Below are 23460 nucleotides of genomic sequence, written 5' to 3'. Positions count from 1 at the left end.
ATCATGACGCAAATCGACATTTTGAAGTTCCCGAACGCGGTCGCGGCGCGATCGCTCCCGTCGGGGCGAAGCCGAAAATTGCAACGCTCCCGCCTGCGGGAGATGGTGCGGCAGTTCACGCCCAACTGGTTCGCCGCCACCATGGGCTCCGGCGTGCTGGCGCTGGCGCTGAATCAGTTTCCGTTCGCCATTCCGGGGCTTCATGAGACCGCGAGGGCGCTGTGGATGTTCAACATCGCCCTTTTCGTTCTGTTCAGCCTTCTCTACACGGCGCGGTGGGTTTTCTTCTTCGACGGCGCGCGGCGCATCTTCGGGCATCCGGTCGCCTCGATGTTCTTTGGCGCGATTCCGATGGGACTTGCGACGATCGTCAATGGCTTTCTCGTGTTCGGCGTTCCGCTCTGGGGCGAGAGGGCGGTCGCCATCGCCGCGGCGCTGTGGCGGGCGGATGTCGCCCTGTCGCTCGCCTGCGGCATCCTCATTCCGTTCCTGATGTTCACGCGGCAGGATCACAGCATCGCGAAGATGACGGCGGTCTGGCTCCTGCCCGTGGTCGCGGCCGAGGTCGCCGCCGCGAGCGGCGCTTTGCTGGCCCCCCATCTCGCGCCGTCCGAGGCCTTCGGCGTCGTTATTGCGAGCTATGCGCTCTGGGCTTTTTCCGTGCCGCTGGCGATGAGCCTTCTCGTGATTTTGCTGCTGCGGCTTGCCTTGCACAAATTGCCGGAGCGGGAGATGGCGGCCTCCGGCTGGCTGGCGCTGGGGCCGATCGGCACCGGCGCTCTCGGCCTCCTGCTGCTCGGCGCCGACGCGCCGCATATTTTCGCAGCCTCCGGCCTTTCCGGCGTCGGAGACGTCGCCTTCGGGGTCGGCGTTCTCGGCGGCGTTATGCTGTGGGGCTATGGCGCCTGGTGGCTCATGCTCGCGCTTTTGAAGACGGCTTCGTATCTCCTCCGCGGCATGCCGTTCAACATGGGTTGGTGGGGCTTTACGTTTCCGCTCGGCGTCTATGCGCTGGCGACGCTCGCGCTGGCGAATGTCACGCATCTGGCCATCTTCTCCGCGATCGGCGGCGGCTTGACCTTTGGCCTCGCCGCGCTCTGGGTGATCGTCGCGGCGCGGACGGCGCATGGGGCCTGGCGCGGCTTTCTCTTCGTCTGCCCGTGTCTTGCGGTGGCCGAAACCGCTGGTGAGATCGAAGCGGAGGAGGCGGCGAAGGAGCTTCTATGAGACGGATGCTTCTCGTTTCATCCGTCTTTCGCCTTGCGCAGGAGATAGGCGTCCATCACCCAGCCGTTCTCGCGTTTCAAACGCTCGCGCAGGGCCTTGATCTCGTCCTTCACGTCGGCGAGTTTGCCGGAGGCCAGCAGCTCTTCAGGCGCGCCTATATTGGCGCCCCAATAGATCTCCATGTCCTCGTCATTGATGGACGCAAACGTCTGGTCGCCGTCGAGCAGCACGACGACGCTGTCCGCGTCGGACGGAAAGTTCTCCGCCAGTTTGCGGCCTGTGGTGACGAGGACGGATTCGCCGATGCGGTTCAAGGAGATCTTGTGCTTTGCCGCCAGCGCCTGGATGCTGCTGATGCCGGGGATGATCTCGTAATCGAAAGCGATTGCCCCGCTCGCCAGAAGGTTCTCGACGATGCGCAAGGTGCTGTCATAGAGCGCCGGATCGCCCCAGACGAGGAAGGCGCCGCATTGGTCTTCGCCGAGCTCCTCGGCGAACATGCGTTTATAGCTTTTTCCGATCGCCGCATGCCAGTCCGCGACATTGGCTTTATAGTCGGTAAAATCCCTCGCGCGCTCCGGCGTTCGAAACGTCACGAAGCGAGGCGCCTTCGCCTTGATATAACGCTCGCAGATGGCGAGGCGCTGGTTTCTGAGGCCGGCTTTTTCATCGCCCTTGTCGGGAATGAAGAAGACGTCGGCGCGGTTCAGCGCATTGATCGCCTGAACAGTCATGTAGTCCGGGTCGCCCGCGCCAATTCCGATGATCAGAATTTTCCGCAACCGCTCTCTCCTTGTCGCGCCTTCCCGTGATGCGCCTTTCGCCGAAGAATACCAGCGGCGGCCGCGGCGCAAGTTTTGTTTCGCCGGGTGACGGCGCGACCGGCTCAAGCTTGATGTCATGCGCGTCGGGATAGTATTGTGGCGATAGACGCGCCTGACGACGCGCTGGACGGGCGATGAGCCGCTGCCAGATGGGAGGAGAAGCCGATGTCCCTTTTTATCCCCGCAGCGGCCGCGATCGTCGCCGCGAGGCTCGCGTGAGCTCCCGTTTCGACGCGATCATCATTGGCGCTGGCCAGGCCGGGCCGCCGCTCGCCGGGCGTCTCACAAAGGCGGGACTGAAAGTCGCGCTTGTCGAGCGTAAGTTTTTCGGCGGCACCTGCGTCAATACCGGCTGTATGCCCACAAAAACTCTCGTCGCCAGCGCCTATGCGGCGCATATGGCGCGGCGGGCGGCCGATTTCGGCGTCATGATCAGCGGCGGCGTCGGCGTCGACATGAAGGCGGTGAAGGCGCGCGCCGACACCGTTTCCGGCAAGGCCCGCGCCGGCGTCGAATCCTGGTTGAGAGGCATGGCGAATTGCGTAGTCTACCAGGGCCACGCTCGCTTTGAGTCGACGCGGGAGGTCCGGGTCGGCGATGACCTTTTGGAAGCCGACCGCATCTTCATCAATGTCGGCGCCCGCGCGATCATTCCGCACATGCCGGGGATCGACCGGATCAATTATTTGACCAATTCCTCCGTCTTGCAGCTCGACGCTTTGCCGAAGCGTCTCTGCATCATCGGCGGCAGCTATATCGGGCTCGAATTCGCGCAAATGTACCGCCGCTTCGGCGCTGACGTGACCGTTGTCGAGATGCGGCCGCGTCTCATCGGGCGCGAGGATGATGATGTGTCGGCGGCCGTCAGGGACATGCTCGAAAAGGAGGGCGTCGAGATCCGGCTCGACGCGGAATGCGTCAGTTTCAGATCCGAAGGCGATGTCATCGGCGTCGGCGTCGACTGCCGATCGGGCGCGCCGGAAATCTCCTGCTCGCATGTTTTGCTGGCGGTGGGCCGGCGCCCCAACACCGACGACCTCGGGCTTGACAGAGCGGGCGTCGAAATCGATGAGCGCGGCCACATTGTCGTCGACGATCAGCTGCGCACCGCTGTTCCGGGCGTTTGGGCGCTCGGCGAGTGCAATGGCAAGGGCGCCTTTACCCACACGGCCTATCATGATTTCGAGATCGCCGCGGCGAATATGCTCGATGGAGATCCGCGCCGGATCAGCGACCGCATCGAGGCCTATGCGCTCTATGTCGATCCCCCTTTGGCGCGGATCGGCCTCACGGAAAGCGCGGCGCGCGCCTCAGGCAGGCGCGTGCTCGTCGGAGAGCGCCCCATGACGCGGGTTGGACGCGCTGTCGAGAAGGCCGAGACGACGGGCTTCATGAGAATACTCGTCGATGCCGACAGCAGGGAAATTCTCGGTGCGACGATACTCGGGACCAGCGGAGACGAGGCGATCCACTGTATTCTTGATGTGATGTACGCCAAGGCGCCCTATACGGTTCTGCAACGCGCCGTGCATATTCATCCAACGGTCTCGGAACTTCTTCCAACGCTGCTCGGAGAGCTTAAGCCCCTTGTTTGAGGCGCGGCGGTTCAGGCCGCCGGAAACAGATCCACCACATTGGAGATCACAACGGGGGCCGGCCGGGCGTGGCGGGAGGAGGCCGCCGCGCAGCCGCCCTCATGGGCTTGCGCGTGAGAATGCTCGGCAAGCGTATCGTTGATGATTTTTCGCACCGTCGCAAAGCATCGTCCGCAATTGGGGCTGCAGCCCAAACATTTGTAAACGGCGCCCGGCGTCCGGGGACAAACATGGCCGTTCGACGGATCCAGGGCGGATCTTATATTGGAATCGCTCAAAACATTGCACGAGCATACGATCATCGGGAATGCCAAAATCCGAGCAACAGTGCATCAAAGTGCAGCGTAGACCACAACTAACGCATTGCGCATGAATTTGCAATGCGTAATCAAAGATTAGAGTGAGACTAGATAAACATATCGGCTACAGCGTAGTTTAAAATCATTCAAAAATACTGAGCAGTACGGTCGCCGAGCGCAGCTTCCGAAAAGTCGCCTCGCCGCGAATTTGATCGCCCTTCCGTTCAGCCTCCCGTTCGCCTCTCAGGCTTCATTTATCGACTTTGAAAGATTGCGCCGCCGCGGCGATCGTTTGACCGTTTCGCTCGGCTTCGTTCAGAATCTGCGGAAACAATTTCCCCGCCGTGCCCGCCTGGCCTGGACGCAGACCGGGCAGGATCTTCGGCGCGGCCACGGCGAGGACGAACTGCAGCTTGCCGTCGCCAAGCTCGGCGCTGGCGCGGGAGCTGAAAGTCAGAGCGTCGTCGCGGGAGCGCGTCGTCGGAATGACGCGCACCGAGCCGTCGTCGGCGACGGTGACGACGCTGACCTCGCGCCCGTCGGCGCCTGAAATCGTTCCCGTCAACGGCTGGCCGACGCGAAGGGATGAGGCGGCGAGCTCGATTTTCAAAGGCGCTGCCGGCGTGTTGCGCAATTGACCGAGGAAGGTGACCGCAGGGCATTGCGCCGCCGCCACCTGCCGCACGCCGATATCGGCCTCATATCCATTGGCTTGCTCGAAGGCTTGATCGAGGCTGCGAAACGGCGCCGTCGAAAGCCCGAATCCTTCGATCGCGGGACTTTGGTCGGCAAGCACGATTGGTCTCGCGAAGACGCAGTCTCCGCCATCAAATTGATTGATCATCTTGGTGATGGCTTGCAGGCGGGCGCGCTGCTCCGCCTCGGTTAGCGCCGCGGTTTTCAGCATCGCCGGCTGTTCGGGATCGAGTCTTGCGAGATTCATCGGCGCGAGCCCCGGCCGGGCGGGCGCCGTATCCGGGATCGCCGCGGGCGCTGGCGCGGAGCGCTGGGGGGGCGCCGGCTCGCGGACGTTCGACGCGCTTTCGCTTTGCAGCAACGGGGCCGGCGGGATGATGGATGGCGGCGGATGCAGAGCCGAATAGACGAGCGGCGCGGTCACGAGGAGGCCGACGGCGGCGGCGCCCGCCAGCGTCAAAGTCAGCCGGCTGAAGGTGACGCCGGCGCGCGCCGGCTTTGGCGCCTGCGCCTGAGAGGCGCGCCGCGCTGGCCGCTTGACCCCGCTGGCGTCCGCGCGCCATGCCGCCACCTCCGCCATGGAGGCTGGCCGGTCGTCGGGGTTTGGCTGCAGCATGTGCTCGATCAGGGGACGCAGGCGCTCGTCGATGCCGCTGAGGTCCGGCACGACGCGGCGTTTTTCGATGACGTCGACATGGTTGCCGCCCATGTCGATCGGGCCGTTGCGCAAAGCTTCGGCGAGCACGAGGCCAAGACTGTAGATATCGGATTTCGGCGTGATGTGGCCGCCGAACAAGCCGAGCTGCTCGGGCGAAACATAATTATACTTGCCGGCGAAGCCGCTGCCGATCACCGTTCCTTCGTCCTCGAGACGGGTCGAACGGGCGATGCCGAAATCGATGATTTTCGCGCGCGCCATGTCGCCCGCGGGGATGATGATGTTGTCCGGCGAGACATCGCGATGCACGATGCCGCGTTCATGCGCGGCGTCGAGTCCGGCGGCGATACGCTGCATCAGCCTTTGCACCGCGTCGAAGGCGAGCGGCCCCCCGCGCAACATCGCCGACAGCGATTGCCCGTCGACATATTCCATCGCGAGATAGGGCCGCTCCAGCACGGGATCGACCGTGAAGACATAATAGCGGACGATCGCTTCATGATAGAGGTTGTGAAGCGCGGAGGCTTCCTTCCGAAACAGCGCGAAGGCCGCCTCGGCTTCGGCGAGGTCGGAGCGGATCAGTTTGATCGCGACGATGTCGCCGGTCTGGATCGCGTGGCCCTTGTAGATTTCGCCCATGCCGCCGGCGGCGATCGGCTCGTCGATCTCATAAATGCCATTCAGCTGCGTCCCGGCCGGAATGATCGGCCGCGTCGATCCGAATGTGGCGGCCTGATTCATCGCGGCATCCAACGCGCTTGCGGCGCATGATCCTGCGCGAAGACCACCGTCGAACCACGCGGCGCGTAGTGTGTGATGACGACCGTCACATTATCAATGGCGCCGCGCTCCATGGTCAGCGCGACCAGCCTGTCGCAAGCGCCCTGGGGAGCGATGAGGCAGGCGCTTTCGAGGATTTCGGCGTCGCTGACATGGGTCGTCAATCCGTCGCTGCAGATGACGAAGACGTCGTCCTTTTCAAGCACGCCCTGGGCGACGTCGAGTTCGAGTTCATGATAGACGCCGACGGCTCGCGTGATGACGTTGCGGCGCGGCCAGGTCTGCGCCTCCTCCGCGGTCAGGACGCCCTCGGCGACGAGCTCCGCGACCTCGGTGTGATCGCGTGAAATCTGCTGGATCGCGCCCTGGCGCACCAGATAGATGCGGCTGTCGCCCGACCAGACGCAGGCGTAATAGCCCTCCCAGGCGAGAACGGCCGCGACCGTCGCGCCGATGACGATGCCGCCGCGTTCGTCGGCGATCTCGAGCAGCTGGTCATTGGCGAGGGCGAGGCGCTCCCGGCAGCGGGTCAAGAGTTCGGCGACGGAGGATGGCTCGGCGATCTTGCGCAAGGCGTCGATGACGACGGTGCTCGCCAGTTTTCCGGCTTCATGGCCGCCCATGCCGTCAGCGACCGCGAAGATGCCGCTTTCGGGGAGCACGAGGTGTGCGTCCTCGTTTTCGAGCCGCACCTTGCCGACGTCCGTGGCGGCCCCGCTTTCGAACTTGCGCGACATGTCTTTCATGGGCCTCATCCCGATTGTACGATCGCTTGCGGACGGTTCTCTTTTTCGGCGTCCTGGAGGTGACTTTGGCGCCGGCTCATCATGTCGGCAAACGTCGCTGGCGTCGGCATCGCCTCGCGCATCAGCGCCAGGGGCGGGCAGTCGGCGCCTCCGACCGTCCACCAGAATGTCGCGGTCTCGGCCGGGAGCGCCGGCTGCTCGCGCCGCATGGCGGCGAACAGCCTGGCCAGCGCGTTTTCATGCGGCTGCTCGCGCTCGGCGCCAAGCGCGGCGAGCCTTTCGACAAGGGTCTCGAAGGCGGCGTCCGGATCGAGCGCGTCAAGCAGCAGATCCTCAACCTCCGCGAACCACTGGTCGCGAGGGGCGACATCGGGCGGCTCCAGCGCATCAGTCCCCGAGGCCGCGCCGGCCAGCGTCAAGGGAAACATCCGGCCGAGCGCATCGACGGATGGCATGAAGGCGCCCGTGAAAGCCTCGCCGCACAGCGCCGGTCCGAGCCAGAAACGCCAGATCGGCGCCGAATTGAAAATCGCTGTCCAATCGCCGGTCGCGCCCTGCTCGCGTCCTTCCTTCAGGCCTGCCTCGAGCCAGGGCTCCCAGACGCGCAGGAAAGCGCGCGGCGTCGATATCGCAATGAAATCGCGCTTGCAGGGCAGTTTTCCATAGAGGCCGCAGCGCATGGCGATCAGGCTCCGCCCGGACAATGGAAATTGCGCAATTGCGTGATGTTCAAGGGCTTCAGGGCCGCGCCCGGCGTCGCTGGCGTGGCGTTGAAGCGATAGGTCAGCTCGCGGCCCGCAAGCGAGAAAGTGGCGACCGTTGCATCGCTGTTGAGGCGCGCGGCGTCGAGCATGCGGTAGATCGACCAGACGCCAGACTGCACCAGGATAGGCGCGCGGCCGCCGGCGGGGCGGAGCGCCAGCAGGGTGCGATGATTTTCGGTCGAGCCGGGCCATTGCACCGTCGTCGGGCCAGCGCCCCCATTGATGACTGTCGCGTCAATCTCCATGCGCGCGTCTTTCACCGGCGGCGGCGTGACGGTGAAGGAAAAGCGCGGACCTGCCGGATCGGAGCCAAAAAATGCGGCTTTGATGTCGGCGGCGAGCTCAAAGTCGGCCAACGCCGTCGGCGTCAGCTGACTGGCGAGGGCGCTGCCCTCGCGCCACTTCCATTGTGGTCCCGAGGTGTCGGCGGAGGCGAGAATATAGGAGCTGACGAACTGATCGATGAGGCCCTTTGGCCCGAACACGCGGGCGAAATCGTCAAGATCAACGTCGCGATCCGCGTTCTTTGCGAAGGGATAGCGCGTTCCGATTTTTTCCTGGCAGGTGAAGGTGACTTGCTCGCGCAGTTTCGAGACGGTCCGCGCGACGTTCGAATCTGTAATCTCCCGGAGGATGCCGGCGCCCGTGTCGTCCATCATGGCGGCGAAGGGCGCCGGCAGCTTGGCCGCGTCCGCTCTCAGTTTTTCAACGCCGCTCGTGATCCTGTCAGCCAGTTCGTCGGCCGGCGCGCCATTGGTCGCGAGACGGCTCAAATTGGCGCGGATCTCATTCAGCTGAGACAGAATTTGGTCGATCGGGCGCTGTCCCGGATCGCCCTCGACGAGACGGTGATAGGGCGCGAGCGCCCCGTCGATGATCTGCGCCGGTGTTTGGCCGGAGGCGCCGACGATAGGGCCGTCCTCTGGATTGACGCTGGCGGGCTCGACGGCGGCCGCGGCGGGCTGGCTTTCGGAAAGGGTGGTTTCGTCGCTGATCGATTCGAGGAGGCGGCTGAACGGCGAGGTGACGGAGGACGCCGCCGTCAACAGCGGATAGGACGGCCGCTCGACGGTGAGCGGGCGGATCTTCAGTCGCTCGATCGCCGTTCGCCAGGCGTCGATGAAAGCCTTGGCGTAGGCGTCGGCGAGATTTTCGCGCAGATGGTCATATTGGGCCGAGATCTCCGGCTGCTCGCCGGCCGCGCCAAGCACCCAGCGATCGCGCGCCATCTCCTCGATGACGCCGGGCAGGGCCTTGAGGAATCCCTCAAAGCCCGACTTCGTCAGAAAGTAGGGAACCGTGACGCCGTCGATCGAAGGGTCGAAGATCACAAGCGCCCCGGCGCCGCCGGCTTTGCTCGCGGTCCAATCGGGCCGCAAGCTCGCCTTCGCGCGCGCCGCGAGGATCTTCAACGCGCGGTCGGCGACGTTCTCGCGCGCGAGGGCCGCCTGCGCCTTCTCGACCAGCGGCCCGTTCAGTTGCACGAAGGAGCCATGTCCGGTCTCGAGATCGAGCATGGCGACGAGATGCTGTTCGAGCTCCTTGCGGCCCTCGCTGTTTCTTGGGCCCGGATAGAGATTTTCCGACCAGTCGCGCTCCATCCAGTTGATCAGCAATTGCTGGTCCACCGTCTCAAGGCCGCCGAGCATCAGATAGACCTTCAGCGCGTCGAACAGGGCGGCCGGATCGTTGGCGCTGGCGTCGAGCTGCTCCTCCAGCCGGTAGACGAGGCGGGGCCGCAGCATGCGCTCGAGGCCGACGCCGTAAGCGGTCTCCGCCGCCGAGCGCAGGCGCGCCGACTGATTGAGGCCGAGGCCGCCGGTCGCGGCTTCGGTCTGCCCGTCGCCATAGCCGCCTGGAAGAAAACGCAAGGCGTGCAGCGCCGGCAGGACCTTGCTGAGGTCGCGGTCGCTTACGACGTCGGACTGGCCGAGCCCGCGCGACATCGCGGCATATTTCTGCGCCGCCTCCTCGCTCTGGCTGATGCGGTCGAGGTTCTTGGCGTAGCTGACCCACCAGGCGCCGATGGCGAGCGGCGTTGCGATGAGCAGCGTCGCGAAAGCCGCCATCTTGAGCAGGCGATTGCCGCGCCGCGTCGAAACCCAGCCCGCTTCGCCGATGACGACCTTTTTGATGAGGTCCGTCAAAAAGAAGCTCTTGCCCTGGCCGGAATAGGCTGGCCGTCCAACCGCTTCGGCGCCAAACCCCCTGGCGAGCGCGCCGAGCAGTTGGTCGATCGGCGTTCCTTCCTGCGTGCCCGAGGTGAAGTAAAAGCCGCGCAGGGCCGCTTTGATCTTATAATGGGCGGGATCGAAGATGGCGTTGAGGAAGCCGGTCACGGGCGCCTGCAACGCCGCCATCTGGGCCGGGAAGCCGAATGCCAGAACGCGGCTCGCGGCGTCCTTTTCCGCCTCGAGCCGGTCGCGCGCCAGCTGCGGCAAAGGCTCGACGAGCGCCTGGAATTCGTCCGGCGCTTCCCCGACCGTCGATTTGCTCTTGTCCATGGTCTGGAAAGTCGCGCCCCACACCTGCCGCCGGGCCGCCTCGTCGAGATTGCCGAAGAATTCCATGAAGCCGATGACGAGATCGGCTTTGGTGAAAAGCGCGTAGACCGGAAAATCGACCTTCAGGCGCTGGTGCAATTCGACGAGCCGCGCCTTGATCGCCGCCGCATGCGCCGCGATCTCCTTTGGCGAAAGCGTCAGCAGGTCCTCGAGGCTGATCGCGACGAGAACGCCATTGATCGGCTGGCGCGGCCTGTTTCTCTTGAGCAGATCGAGGAAGGCGAGCCAGCTCTTCTGATCTGCTTTGGCGTCGGAATCCTGCGTTGTGTAGCGGCCCGCCGTGTCGATCAGCACGGCGTCCTCCGTGAACCACCAGTCGCAATAGCGCGTGCCGCCGACGCCCTTGACGGCGCCCGGCGTGACGCCGCCGGCGAGGGGAAACTGCAGCCCCGAATTGACGAGCGCGGTGGTTTTGCCAGAGCCGGGCGGCCCGATCAGCACATACCAGGGAAGATCGTAAAGATAGCTCGCGCGGCCGCCGCGGCCGCGCAGAACGGCGAGCGCCTCTTTCATGCGTTCGGCGAGAACCGGCGCGTCGCTGTCGTCGACGCTCATGCCGCGGGCGATCCGCTCGGCGCCCTTGCGCCGGCGGTAGAGGCGATAGACGCCGGCGCCGGCGATCAGCGCCAGCAGAATCGCGATCGCCGCGATGCGCGGCGCCGGCTCCTCCAGCGGATGGGCGTCGCGCACGACGACGAACGGGGCGGCGAACCAGATCAGCGACGCGACAGCGGCCGCGCCGACGAGGCTGATGAGGAGCCGGAGCCAGAACTTTCGATTCATCAAACTCGCCCGCCGAACCAGTTAAAAGACTGCATTACGCTCAAATAAATTTATATATCAATCAGTTAGATAATCCATGGCGGCGCTCCCTCAGTCCCTGCGCGGCACGACGATTTCAACCCGCCGGTTCTTGGCGCGTCCTTCGGGCGTGTCATTGGAGGCGATCGGCGCATCGGCTCCCTTGCCTTCGGTTTCGACCCGCTCCGGATGCGACAGGGATTGCTTCAGGAGAGCGCCGACGACCTTGGCGCGCTCGAGCGACAATTCGAAATTCGAAGCAAAGCGCGCGTTCGAGATCGGCGTATTGTCGGAATGGCCGACGACCTTGACCGCGCCTTTATCATCATCGAGCGCCATGGCGATATACATCATCAACGGCTTCACATCGTCGAGGATCGCCGACTTGCCGGGCTGAAACAGATCCCTGTCGACGATGCGGATGACGATCTGATTGGCGCTCGAATCGACGCTCAACGCGCCGGAGGCAATGTTCGGCGCAAGCACATTGCGGATATGTTCGAGCTGCGAGGCCTGGGCCGGCGTCGGCGGGGGCGCCGGCGGCGGCGCGACGGCGACTTTACGGCCGATCGTGACCGGCGTCAGCGGGTTCAGCGCGCCCATGCTCTGCGCCGCGGCTTCGGCCCGCTGACTAAGCGAGATGCGAAACGCGAGGAAAGCCCCGAAAAGCACGAGGCCGACAACGCCCGCGGCGGCCCAGAGCGGCACGCGCAAGCGGACCGCGTGGCTGGCGAGGGGCTGGCCTTGCCAATGGGGCGACAGACTTTGGGGCGGCGCCGGCCCGGTCTTGTGCAGCGTCTCAAAGAGGTCGGCGCGAATGGCGTCGACGGCGCCGCCCGGCGCGCTCTGACGCCCGCCCTGAAAGGCGAGGGCGAGACAAGCGTAGAATAATTCGAGCAGGAAATAATGCGCGCGGGGGTCTTTCTCGACGCGGTCGAGTTCGTCGAAGAAACGGCGCCCGCCATTGTTTTCGCCAAAGAAGCGCGTCATCAGGCCAGATCGCGCGGAGGCGCCGCGTTCATCGGCTGGAAGATGGGCCAGCACCTCGTCGGCGGTCGCGCAGAGGACGTATTTGGCGGTATTGGCCTCTTCCGGCGCGATCCCCGCGGCGGCCATCTCGCGATCGCATTTTTCGATCGCCCCTGCGATCTGCGCGGTCAGGTTCGGCCCCGGGGCGCGCAGCAGCGCGGCGCGCAGGCGGCCGAGCAGAAGCAGAAGCGGACCGGCCGCCCGCATGATCGGGTTGGGGTTGGGCGCCGCGAGATCCGCGCCCTCAATCGCGGCCTTGCGCGCGGCGGGGGCCGCGGTCCTTGACGCTGGATGCGCGGCGTGCGGATGAGGCGCCTGAGCGTCGGCGGGCGCCTGCGGGCGGCGGCCTGCCGGGTTGGGCCGGAAGATGGTGCGCTCCTCCTCGGGCGCCGGCGCCTGGGCCGGATCGCGCGCCGGCGCCGCCGGGCGCTGGGGCGGCATCGGGCGAAAAATCGTCCTGTCGTCACGCTCTTCCGGGCCCGGGGACCGATCTTTGTCGCTCATCGCGCTATCTGGCCTCGTTGCGGGAGGTTTTTTCTGATCTTCACACAATCAGAAAAAGCCTCCTCGATTTTTTCATTTTATCGCATTGTCAGGGCAAAGATCGGTATTTGCTTCTCGAAACACGCCTGGCGCTCCGGGCCGCGATCGTGACCGCCACCGTGCCCAAGCCTGTTCTTCGCTCACTTTGGCTCCCTGGCTTCGTCGTAGCATTGGGCGAAATAGAGCATGAAAGCATCGACGAGGCCGTCTTCGTGGCGCAGGGTCTTTGCCTGCCATCGCGCAAGATAGAGGTCCCAAAGGCGGGCCTTATGCGCTCCGAACAAAGCGGCAAGGCCCTTATCCTCTCCGGCGGCGTCTTCGATGACTTTGGGATCGAGGTCCTCAACAAGCATGCGCACGGCCTGCTGCATCGCGGCGAAAGTATTGATCTGATGCGTCTTGAGATCGGTGAAGGCGCCCTCGAAGGCGCGTTTGGCGTCAAGATATCCGCTCGTGCGCGGTCCGAACATGATTTTCAGGGCGTCGTCCGCGGTTGGCGCGAATTTCAACGGATTATTGTCGAGCGCCTGGATCATTGTCTGGCTCGAGGTGCGCGCAAAACGCTTCGCCTTGAAGCGCGCGCTGAGCAGCTGGGTGAGATCGGAGACCGCCATGCGCATCAGGGCGCCAAGATCCTCGGCGACCTTGAGACCGTCCTGACGCGCGAAAATATGCTCCGGGATGCCGGCGCCCTTGGCGAAGCTGCGTAGAAAATCATCGAGGCCTGGCGCCGGCGCCGATGAGGCTTTCGCCGCGCCGGCATTGACGTCAGCCGCCGGACTCTCGGCGCAGGCGCCGGCCGGTTCGTCCAAAATCTTTGTTTGCGCGATCCGCTCCGGCGTTTTCCAAGCCCGCGCCTCCGCTTCCTGGGCGTCAAGGAGCGGCGCATCGGCCGTTTCGGCCTCAGGCGATCGGGCGCGGCTGGTCGTGGCGGCGTCTGGCGGAGGAGATGCGACGAGCGAGGCGCCCTCGGCCTCTTGCGATGGCGCGGTGAAGGATCGGGCCTCCGGCGGACGTTCGGCGCTCTCGCGAAACGGCGCCGGGGGCGAAGGAAAGCCGCGCGCCCTGATCATGGTGAAAGGCGGCGGCGCGGGAGCGCCGGCGCGATTGACGGGAGGAAGCTCAAAGTCGCTCGCGGAGCCGCTCGTCCGGCTCGTCGCCTCGACCTGTGGTTCCGGCTGCGTTTGCAGCGGCGGGGCGGCGTCGGACGCGGTTTCGATCGCGATCGCCTGCGCGATCTCGGCGTCGAGCGCGGCTGCGTCCTTCGGCTGGATCGGCGCCAGCGCGGCGACGCCTTCGGCCGCCGCCGCATCGGCCTCCGCGCCGTCGACAATGTCGCTTTCCGGCTCGCCGTCGGTTTCGATGGCCACCGCGATGACATAGGCGCCGATGGCGAGCCTGTCGCCGTGACGCAGCTTGTGGGGCGCCTGGATGCGCCTTGCGCTGTCGTTCAAGAATGTGCCGTTGGTGGAGAGATCGTTCAGCCAGTAGCCGTCGTCGCGATAGCGCACTTCGCAGTGCCTGCCTGAAATGAAACGCGTCGGATCCGGCAGAGACCAATCGATGCTGGCGGAGCGGCCGATGTCGATGCCGCGCCCGTCGGTCAGCCTGACGCTCACCGGAGCCCCATTCGGCAGGCTCTGTTCATTCTCGATCGTCAGGATCAGCGTCATTTCAGCCCCTCCATAACTTGACAAAGAGACGCCTGTTTTTTCGCTCGCGCCCGAGCGGCCTTAATCCGGCCTGTCTGGCATAGCCCAAACGAGCGATGCACGCCACAGCATCGCCATTATCCGGCCGTCCTCAGTGTGCGGGCGCACGCGCCGCGCCGCGCTCCGGCGCGCTGTCATTGTTTAAATTCTAAACCGAACCTATGTTATCGTCGATATTTTACGCACGCGCGATGTGCGCGGCAGCTCGAAGCAGGCGTGCGTCTATTGGTCGAAAGCCGCAGTTGGAATATGCAAAGTCCGCTCCGCGCCGCCGCCCTGCTGCTTGTCGCTATTTTCGCAATGGCGGCGATGGCGGTCGCGATGACGGGCGATTGCGCCGCCGCGGAGCGTCGCGTCGCGCTTGTGATCGGCAATTCGGCCTACAAGAATCCGGCGCTCGCCATTCCCAACGCCCGCAACGACGCCGAAGACGTCGCCGCCGCGCTGACGGCGCTCGGCTTCGACGTTCTTTTGCAAACCGACGTCGACCTAGCGGCTGCGAGCAAGGCGATCCAGCAGTTCGCGCGCATGTCAGTCGGCGCGGATGCGACGCTGTTCTATTTCGCGGGCCACGCCGTCCAGTATCAGGGGCACAACTATCTTTTGCCGATCGACGCGGAGGTCAAGGACGAGATCAGCCTCCCGTTCGAGACGATCGCCGTCGACAATATCCGCGCCGTCCTCGACCGCTCGAACGGCGTCAAGATCATGGTGCTCGACGCCTGCCGCAGCAACCCCATCTCCGAACGGCTGGCCAAGCTCGCCAGCTCCTCCGCCCCGGTCGAGCCGGGCGAGCGCACGCGGGGACTGGAGCGCATCGACAGGTCGGAGGGCATCATTGTCGCTTATGCGACCTCGCCCGGAGACGTCGCGCTCGACGGTCAGGAGCGCAACAGTCCGTTCACGAAAGCCTTCCTGCGGCGCCTGAACGAGCCTGGCCTCGAGATCGAAATGATGTTTCGCCGCATCGCGAATGACGTCCGCGCCGCGACGAGCGGGCGCCAAAGACCTGAAACCTATGTCTCTCTCGTCAATGAATATTATATCAACCAGAACGACAGAATCGCCTGGGACAAGATCAAGGGAACGGACGATCCGGCCGTCCTCAATGATTTTCTGGAGCGCTTTCCCTCCTCGTTCTACGCGATCGAGGCGCACTACCGCCTGCAGACCCTGGAGCGGGCGATCGCCGAGGCCAAGGAGCGGGCGCTGCGCGAGGCCGAGATCGCCCGGCGGGAAAAAGAGCTCGCCGCCGAACAGGCGGCCCAGCGCCTGAAGGCGGAACAGGCCTGCGCCAGCGATCGCGCCGCCCTTTCCGCCGTCGCGCCGCGCGACGCTGACGGTCTGCGCGGGCTCGCCGCCAATGCGTGCGATGAAGTAAAGACAGCGGCGCAAAAGCGTCTCAGCGATCTCGAAGCTACGCTTGCGGCGGAGGCGGCGGCCTGCCGTCGCGATGGCGACGCGCTCGCCTCTCTGGGGGCGCGTGATCTCGATGGGCTGCGCGCTCTGGCCCAATCAACCCCTTGCGCCAGCGTCAAGACGGCCGCGGAGGCGAAGGCCGCCGCCGCCGAGACGGTTCTCGCCAAGGAGACGGAAACCTGCCAGCGCGAAGCTGGCGAGCTCAAGGGACTGATCGAACGCGGCGACGCCGCCAATCTCGAGGCGCTGCGCGGCAGCGCGCAGTGTCCGGCGACGCTGGCCGCGATCCCCGCGGGCCTGCGCGCGATCGCCGCCGCCGCCAAAGCGGTTTGCGACCGCGACGGCGCGGCGCTCGCCGCCATTCCGGCGCGGGACGCCGCCGCGCTGCGTGACCTTGTGGCGAAAACTGAGTGCGCGCCGGTCAAAGCAACGGCTTCGACCCGTCTCACGGATCTGGAGGCGCTTCTCGCGCGGGAGGCCGCTCAATGCGCGAGCGAGGACGCCGAACTGAAAGGATTGGCCGATCGCAACGACGCGGCCAGGATCGAGGCGCTGCGCGGACGCGCGCAATGCCCGGCGAGCGTCGCCGCGGCTGATCGCAGCCTGCGCGATATCGCCGCCGCGGCGGACGCCGCCTGCGCCCGGGACAACGCCGCGCTGAACGCCATTGCTCCGCGCGACGCCGATGCGTTGCGCAATTTGACGAACAGCACGCCCTGCGCGCCCGTCAAGACGGCCGCCGCCCAGCGGCTTAAAGACGTCGAGGCGGCGCTCGCTCACGAGGCGGAGCTTTGCCAGCGTGACGAGGCGCAATGGAAAGAACTCTCGCCGTCAGGGAGCCGCGCCGACGTCGAGGCGTTTCGCGCCCGTGCCGAATGCGCGCCGATCGCGGCCGCCGCCGACCGCAGACTGGCGGAGCTTAAAACAATATGCCGCGACGACGCAGCGGCTCTCGCCGCCATAGCGCCGCGCGACGCAGAGGGATTGCGCGGATTCATCGGCAAATCGGGCTGCGATGAGGTCAAGACCGCCGCGCAGGACCGCCTTGCCGCGCTGGAGGCGTCCCTCGCGCATGAAGCCGAACTCTGCCAGCGCGATGAGGCGCAGTGGAAAGATATTTCGGCCGGAGCCGACGGCGCGGCGCTGACGGTTTTACGCCAGCGCGTCGAATGTCCCGGCGTCATCGCTGCGATTGATCACGCTCTGGCCGATTTGAAAACCGCCTGCGCGCGCGAACAGGGCGCGCTTGCCGCGATCGGCCCGAACGATCGTGAGGCGATGAAGGCGTTTCTCGCCGGCGCCGTCTGCGCCGACGTCAAGACGGCCGCCGAGGCGAAGGTCGCCAAGCTTGAGGCGGAGGAAGCGCGCCAGGAGGAAGCATGCCGCCGCGAGGATGTCGAATTGACCGCGCTCAAGACGCAAGGCGCGGAGGCGCGGGACAAGCTCGTCGAGATGAGGCGGCGCATGAGCTGCGCGCGGCTGCGCCCCGATCTCGAGGCGGCTCTGGAGCAGCTTCCACCGCCGCCGGTTTTCAATAGCAGAAGTCAGGTCCGCTCGGCGCAGGCGCAGTTGCAGCGTTTGGGATGTCTCGCGGCGACCGACAGCGGCAAGCTCGACGCCAGGACACAAGAAGGCATCGCTCGCTATTTTGAAGCCAAGGGCGACGCCGCGCCCGCCGCCGAGGTCAAGGTGACGGACGAATTCATCAGCAGGCTTGAGGCGGAAAGCCCGAGTCTTTGCACGCCGGCGGCGCTCGCCGCGCCAGAACCCTCGGTTGACAGGCTGCTGCGGCGCCCGAAGGGAAATGTCGCGCGTCTGCCGCCGAAAGAGGAGCCGCGTCAAAAGGCCCTCGAGCCGAGGCCGGCGAAGGAAAAGGCGGCAAGGCCCGCGCCTGATGAAAAGCCCGCCCGGATCGCCAGGCCACGCCAGCCGGAACGGCCGCAGGCGCCCGCGCCGGCGCAGGCGACGGCCAACAGGGCGCCCGCGCATCCGGCCTCCTCGGCCCCGCTCGGCGTCGGGTTTTAGCGAGGCGCCCGGCTTGGGCGTCGCCATTTGAGGGCGGGTGACGAGTTGGTCGATTTCAGGCCGAAAATAGCAGGTTTTTGCGACTTGCGCCTGCTTCTGCAAGCCGATATACCCTGTCGCCGAAGCTGTTCCCTTGATCGAGGGAGTGGGGCGCGTAGCTCAGCGGGAGAGCACTACGTTGACATCGTAGGGGTCACAGGTTCGATCCCTGTCGCGCCCACCATCAGCTGCGGGAACGAGAACAGCGCGACGTAACGGAGCGTTTGCAATTGTCCGAGGTTCGGCGGCTCGTGGCAGGCTGCGTCTATCCGCGGCGCCGGGGTTTCTCCCGCAAAACCGATTCCGCCGCAATGCCGCCTTGCTCGCGGCATGGAACGGTCTTAAAGCTCGACCGTTGTCAGTGGCGAGGGCGACGGTCCTCAATCTGACTCGATTTTCCGATGGCCTGACGTCATCAGGCGCCGCCGCGACCGTGAAGGACTCAGCTACAGTTGCGACGCTCGAAAGCAGCAAAGTGTGACGAATGAAAGCCATGCCTTTTCCTGAACTGCAATCCGAGCGCGGCCGTCAGCCTTTCGACATTCGCAGACTGATCGCCGAGCGCGAGCCGGAGCGTTACGCCCTGCATGCGCAGCACATGAACGAGATGATGGTGCGCGTGTTTCAGACGATCGGCACCGATGTCGGCTTTCAAAAGGGGCACGGGCAATATCTTTATGACCGGCGCGGGGGTCGTTATCTCGACCTGCTGAGCGGCTGGGGCGTTTTTGGCGTCGGCCGCAACCATCCGCTGGTGCGCGAAACGCTGGAAAGCGTGCTTGCCGCCGATCTGCCCAATCTCGTGCAAATGGACGTCTCGGTTCTCGCGGGCCTGCTCGCCGAGCGTCTGCTCGCCTTCACCCCCTATCTCGATAAGGTCTTCTTCACAAATTCAGGCACGGAAGCCGTCGAGGCCGCAATCAAATTCGCCCGCCGCACGACAGGCCGGTCCGGCGTCATCCATTGCAGCCATGCCTTTCACGGCCTCTCTTATGGGTCCTTGTCCCTCAACGGCGACGCGATTTTCAGGGAGGGTTTTGGACCCTTGCTGCCGGGCTGCGTCGAGGTTCCCTTCAACGATCTCGCCGCTCTGGAGAAGGCGCTGTCGGCCGGGGACGTCGCCGCGTTCATCGTCGAACCGATCCAGGGCAAGGGCGTCAATATGCCCGATGACTGGTATTTGCGCGACGCGGCGGCGCTCTGCCGCAAATATGGCGCGCTCTTCATCGCCGATGAAATCCAGACCGGGATCGGCCGCACGGGGCGTTTTCTTGCCGTCGAACATTGGGGCGTTGAACCCGATATGGTGCTGATCGCCAAAGCCTTGTCGGGCGGCCACGTGCCCGTCGGGGCGGTTTTGACCCGTAAACATGTGTTCGACAGGGTGTTCAACCGCATGGATCGCGCCGTCGTGCACGGATCGACCTTCGCCAAGAATGACCTCGCCATGGCGGCGGGGCTGGCGACGCTCGAGGTGATTGAATCCGAGGGTCTCATCGCCAACGCGGCGCGCACCGGCGAGCGGCTGCTCAAAAGCTTCGGGAAAATGGAGGAGCGCTATGAGCTCGTCAAATCGGCGCGCGGCAAAGGTTTGATGATCGGCGTTGAATTCGGAAATCCCCAGTCACTGAAATTGAAGGCGGCCTGGAACGTCGTCGAGGCGGTCAATCCCGGCCTTTTTTGTCAGCTCATCACCTTGCCTCTTTTCAAGGATCACAAAATTCTCGTTCAGGTCGCCGGCCACGGCAATCATACGATCAAGCTGCTGCCGGCGCTGGTCATCAATGACGCCGATTGCGACTGGATCGAAAGTTCGTTCGACAGCGTCATCGCCGACAGCCACCGCGTGCCGGGGGCCGTCTGGTCGCTTGGCAAGACTCTCGCCGACCACGCGCTCAAAGCCCGGGCCGCCAAATAGAGTTCAAAACGGCATGAGCGATCGGCGTGTGCTCGTCGGCCGGTTTGGCGCTCCGCATGGCGTCAGGGGAGAGGTGCGGCTGCAAAGCTTCACGGAGGACCCGGCCGCGATAGGCAACTATCGGCCGTTGAGCGACGCCAGCGGACAGCGGCAGTTTGCGATCAAGTCTCTGCGCCATGTCAAAGACAATGTTTTCGTCGCGAGAATCGCCGGCGTCGATAACCGCACGAGCGCCGAAAGCCTGACCAATATCGAGCTGTTTTTGCCGCGCGCGCATCTGCCCGCGGCCGCCGAAGACGAATTCTATTTCGCCGATCTGATAGGATTGACGGCTTTGAGCATGACCCGCGCCCCGATCGGGCGCGTCAAGGACATCCTCGACTTCGGCGCCGGCCCCATTCTCGAAATTGCGCCGGCCGAGGGCGGCGAGACGCTGCTCTTGCCCTTCGCAAAAGCCGTTGTTCCCGAAATCGATGTGGCGGGGGGCTGGATACTGGTCGTTCCGCCGGTCGAGATCGAAGCGCGGGACGAAACCGAGGCCGCGCCGCGCGAAGAGAATCCGAGCTAAAACGTGAAACGGGCTTGATCCATGTGGCGGGCGACGATTTTTACCCTTTTTCCGAGCATGTTCCCCGGCCCGCTTGGCGTCTCGCTCGCAGGCGATGCGCTTGTGCGCAATATTTTTGAGATCAATACATATGACATTCGCGCGCAGGGGCTCGGCCGCCATCGCGCGGTCGACGATACGCCCGCGGGCGGCGGCCCCGGCATGGTGATCCGCGCCGATGTCCTCGCCGCCGCCCTCGACGCGGGGCTCGCCGCCGCCGATCGCCGGCCACGCCTCATGCTTAGTCCGCGCGGACCCGCCTTGACGCAGGCGCGGGCGCGCGCGCTCGCAGCGGGCGAGGGCGTCGTCCTGATCTGCGGACGTTTTGAAGGGGTCGATGAGCGGGTGATCGAGGCGCGCAACCTCGAAGAAATCTCCATCGGTGATTATGTGCTGTCGGGCGGCGAAATCGCGGCGATGGTCGTGCTTGACGCCTGCGTGCGCCTGCTGCCCGGGGTGATGGGCAAGGAGGCCTCCGGTTTCGAGGAAAGTTTCGAAAGCGGGCTGCTGGAATATCCGCAATTTACGCGCCCCCGCGAGTGGGAAGGGCGCGAAATTCCGCCCGTGCTCCTGTCTGGCGATCACGCCAGGATCAAAGCCTGGCGCGAGGCGGAGGCGCTGCGCGTCACGCGCGAGCGCCGGCCGGATTTGATCGCGGACGTCGGCAAGCCGCGCTGACGTTTTCGCATGCTTTCAAGTGACGCGGATTCTCGGGACGCCTTCAGGCCTGCTCGCGAAAAAGGCTCAAGGTCGAGACGCGTTTCCAGACGGTCGCGAAACCGGCCTTCAACTCTGCCTTCAGTCTGGTCTCGATCCGCGACCTGGCCGGCGCTCCGATCGACCGGGATCCCGTCTTCCCCTTCACTTTGGCGGCGCTCCCGGCGAGCGCCAGGGCGCTCCGGCGTGAACTGCGCGCGAGGCCATGCTCGGTCTTGTGCCAATGAAACGGACGCAATATGAGGTCGTAGAGCGCCGCCCAGGCCGCGACCGACATCAGGAGATGATAGGGCAGCAGCAGGGGCACAAACAGCCATGATCCGAGCAGTTTTCGCCGCTTCATGCCGATCAGCGTGAGCCAGATCACCGCCCCCGCGCCAAACGCCACGACAGAGAGCCAAAGCGTCGTCTCAACCACGGACAGCACCGAATCCGGCCGGGGAAAACCGGCGGTCGCGAGCTGAACCAGCATGGCGCTGGTCAAAAGCGGCCAGAGCAGGGGCGCAAAGACCATATTGATCATGATGAGAGAGAAAATGGCGGCGCCGGCCCAGCCGATCTCCCTGACGAGTCGAGCCGGGTCGCGGCTCAGCGTGACAAAGGTCTGCGTCCAGCCTTTCGACCAGCGGCGCCTTTGCGTGAGCCAGGCCTTGAGGCGGGCTGGCGCTTCTTCCTGTGTCGTCGACGCGAATGTCGCCGAACGATAGCCGAGCCGCGCTAGCCGCAGACCGAGATCGGCGTCTTCTGTTACGTTCCAGGGGTCCCAAGCGTAAACTTCGCGCAAAACATCGGTGCGAAAGTGATTGGACGAGCCGCCGAGAGCAAGCGGAAGGCCAAGATCCGCCATGCCATGATGCAAGACGTCGAAGAGGACGGCGTATTCGATGGAAAAAAGCCGGGTGAGCCAGGAATCTTCGACGTTGTCGATTGAAAGCTGCGCCTGAAGGCAGGCAAGGCTGCGCGGCTCGCGCAAAAAGCGTGCTGCGGCGTCGCGCAACTGCTGCGGCGCTGGAATGTCCTCGGCGTCGAAGACCGCGACCAAGTCTCCGCGCACGAGAGAAAGCGCGATATTGAGAGCGCGCGGCTTGGTTCGCGGCCAGCCGTCTGGCGCGACGATGATTTCATAGGCCGGCGGCAGGTCGAGGGCTTGCAGCGCCTGACGCGTCGCCACATCGTCGGCCTCGATGACGAGCTTGATGTCGAGTTTGCCACGCGGATAGTCGATCGCCTCGAGGGACGCGGCGAGCTCGCGGACGACGCTCGCCTCGCGATGCAGCGCCACGATGATCGAATAGGTCGGCAGCAGCCGGTCGTCGATGCGGCGGCCGCGTCCGGCGTAAGGATCCTGATTGCTCGCAGCGCCGGCGAACAACCGCAAACAGATCGCCGCGAGAAAGAGAGAACTGCTCGCGATCGTCAACGCCGCCAGTCCGAAGGCCGGTTCGAGCGCGCAGATCAGTCCCGCCATAGCGGTCGCGGCGATCACGGCGCAGCACTGCGCCTCGGTCGCCCCCGCTTTGGCGGATAGATGCGGGTCGCGGCCGGCGAGGGCGAAACTCGCCTCATGGACAATGGCGGTCGCCGCGGCGGCGCGCACGAGACGAGACATATGCGCCGGGGTTGTGATGGCGAGGCTCTCTCGCATCTCCTCGCCGCGTTCCTTGCGCCGCAGCAAGCTCGTCACCGTTGCTCCCCGTGGGGCGGCAAGCCAGCGTGGCCCCTCGCCGGCAAGCGGAGCGACTCCGACGTGGATCGAATGTGGATAGCGCGCGCCCTCGGCAAGGGCGACATCGCGCTCGATGAACGTTACTCCAAGATGCCGGGCAAGCGACTGATAATAGAAGCCTTCTGTGATGGCGCTGGTGGCCAGGATGGCGGCTTCGGGCGTAATCGCCTGCGCACGCGCCAGTGCGGCGGCTTTTAGGAGAAGCGCCGGGGATGCGCCATAGGCGGAAAGAAAGGAGAGCTCGCACGGGAGTTCTTCAAGCCGCCGCCCCCCGCGCTGGCTCCCTTCGAGGCGCCGGTCCCGGTCAGTGCGGGCTGCCCGTGAAGGATCGGCGGCGATTGACGAAATCGGAAGCGTCCGGCGCGCGCCGGACGTGTGGTTGGCTTCGACATTCATTCGGAGAGCGCGCCGGGGAAGAGTTGTGCTGAAGCTTACGCTAACAAAATATTTTAAATCATCAATCGACTTTCGATAGATGGAACCTAAATAACGTGCGATAGTTGTTCTTCAGGTTCGAGCCCCGCGCTTTTGGGGGCCGAAGGGCCGGAATTTGATAGAAGGCCGCGGTGGAACACCGGATGCCGCCGCCAATCGCTTTTAAAATATAAAATTATAAAAACAAAGAAATCATAGGGAAGGAGTCAAGGACATGTATATGAGCGCTGCGGCGTGTTTAATATGTGCCATAATACTTTCTCGAAATTTTAAATTTTATATTCTCATACCGGCATCATTCCTCGTCGTTGTGGCCGTTTGTCTCAAGGGTGGATA

Annotated in this window: 14 protein-coding genes and 1 tRNA gene; 7 read left to right on the top strand and 8 right to left on the bottom strand. The window is 64.7% G+C overall.

Translation table 11 applies throughout. The features are described 5' to 3' along the window. The first annotated feature begins 102 nt into the window (after positions 1-102). Positions 103-1227, top strand: coding sequence for a TDT family transporter (locus SIN04_RS12825; RefSeq protein ID WP_244605976.1), 1125 nt, complete (start codon positions 103-105; stop codon positions 1225-1227). A 17-nt stretch (positions 1228-1244) separates the two neighbouring features. Here the strand turns inward: SIN04_RS12825 and cobF are convergent, their stop codons facing one another. Continuing rightward, positions 1245-2009, bottom strand: a complete 765-nt coding sequence (gene cobF / locus SIN04_RS12820) for a precorrin-6A synthase (deacetylating) (protein ID WP_134489745.1) — start codon at positions 2007-2009, stop codon at positions 1245-1247. Between the two features lie 257 nt (positions 2010-2266). Here cobF and SIN04_RS12815 point away from each other — a divergent pair, with 257 nt between their 5' ends. Continuing rightward, entirely contained in the window at positions 2267-3646 is a 1380-nt protein-coding gene (locus SIN04_RS12815) for an FAD-containing oxidoreductase (protein WP_341263953.1), read from the top strand. 549 nt (positions 3647-4195) lie between these two features. Here the strand turns inward: SIN04_RS12815 and SIN04_RS12805 are convergent. The 6 genes from SIN04_RS12805 to tagH form a co-directional block, all read right to left on the bottom strand. Continuing rightward, positions 4196-6040 (bottom strand): serine/threonine-protein kinase, encoded by a 1845-nt coding sequence (locus tag SIN04_RS12805; RefSeq protein ID WP_134489739.1) that lies wholly within the window; start codon positions 6038-6040, stop codon positions 4196-4198. Continuing rightward, positions 6037-6825 carry a PP2C family protein-serine/threonine phosphatase gene (locus SIN04_RS12800; protein ID WP_134489737.1) on the bottom strand — a complete coding sequence of 263 codons (789 nt, stop codon included), beginning with the start codon at positions 6823-6825 and terminating at the stop codon, positions 6037-6039. Before SIN04_RS12800 ends, SIN04_RS12805 begins: the two co-directional genes overlap by 4 nt. A gap of 5 nt (positions 6826-6830) precedes the next feature. Beyond that, a complete protein-coding gene (tagF, locus tag SIN04_RS12795; protein WP_341263952.1) occupies positions 6831-7505 on the bottom strand; it encodes a type VI secretion system-associated protein TagF in 675 nt (224 codons plus the stop codon). Positions 7506-7510: 5 nt separating this feature from the next. Continuing rightward, positions 7511-10936, bottom strand: a complete 3426-nt coding sequence (tssM, locus tag SIN04_RS12790) for a type VI secretion system membrane subunit TssM (protein WP_341263951.1) — start codon at positions 10934-10936, stop codon at positions 7511-7513. Between the two features lie 90 nt (positions 10937-11026). Continuing rightward, positions 11027-12487: a type VI secretion system protein TssL, long form gene (tssL, locus tag SIN04_RS12785; RefSeq protein WP_341263950.1), complete on the bottom strand. Its 1461-nt coding sequence runs from the start codon at positions 12485-12487 to the stop codon at positions 11027-11029. A 179-nt stretch (positions 12488-12666) separates the two neighbouring features. Further along, positions 12667-14199: a type VI secretion system-associated FHA domain protein TagH gene (gene tagH / locus SIN04_RS12780; protein ID WP_134489729.1), complete on the bottom strand. Its 1533-nt coding sequence runs from the start codon at positions 14197-14199 to the stop codon at positions 12667-12669. 288 nt (positions 14200-14487) lie between these two features. On the opposite strand from tagH, the gene SIN04_RS12775 reads away from it, so the two are divergent. The 5 genes from SIN04_RS12775 (at position 14488) to trmD (ending at position 20924) form a co-directional block, all read left to right on the top strand. Further along, a complete protein-coding gene (locus SIN04_RS12775; RefSeq protein WP_134489727.1) occupies positions 14488-17682 on the top strand; it encodes a caspase family protein in 3195 nt (1064 codons plus the stop codon). Between the two features lie 148 nt (positions 17683-17830). After that, positions 17831-17905: transfer RNA gene (locus SIN04_RS12770), tRNA-Val, on the top strand. A 309-nt stretch (positions 17906-18214) separates the two neighbouring features. Further along, complete coding sequence (locus SIN04_RS12765) at positions 18215-19639, top strand: aspartate aminotransferase family protein (RefSeq protein ID WP_134489725.1); 1425 nt, start codon at positions 18215-18217, stop codon at positions 19637-19639. Between the two features lie 13 nt (positions 19640-19652). Then, positions 19653-20207, top strand: a complete 555-nt coding sequence (gene rimM, locus SIN04_RS12760) for a ribosome maturation factor RimM (RefSeq protein ID WP_134489723.1) — start codon at positions 19653-19655, stop codon at positions 20205-20207. Positions 20208-20228: 21 nt separating this feature from the next. Then, the gene (gene trmD, locus SIN04_RS12755) at positions 20229-20924 is read left to right on the top strand and encodes a tRNA (guanosine(37)-N1)-methyltransferase TrmD (RefSeq protein ID WP_134489721.1); all 696 of its coding nucleotides are present in this window, start codon (positions 20229-20231) and stop codon (positions 20922-20924) included. Between the two features lie 43 nt (positions 20925-20967). On the opposite strand, the gene SIN04_RS12750 is transcribed toward trmD, so the two are convergent. After that, positions 20968-23085, bottom strand: coding sequence for a glycosyltransferase (locus tag SIN04_RS12750; protein WP_341263949.1), 2118 nt, complete (start codon positions 23083-23085; stop codon positions 20968-20970). Positions 23086-23460: the final 375 nt, after the last annotated feature.

It is taken from the genome of Methylocella tundrae (assembly GCF_038024855.1).
Taxonomy (GTDB): Bacteria; Pseudomonadota; Alphaproteobacteria; order Rhizobiales; family Beijerinckiaceae; genus Methylocapsa; species Methylocapsa tundrae.
The sequence above is the reverse complement of the archived record's forward strand: the minus strand, read 5'-3'. Positions and strand labels throughout refer to the sequence as shown.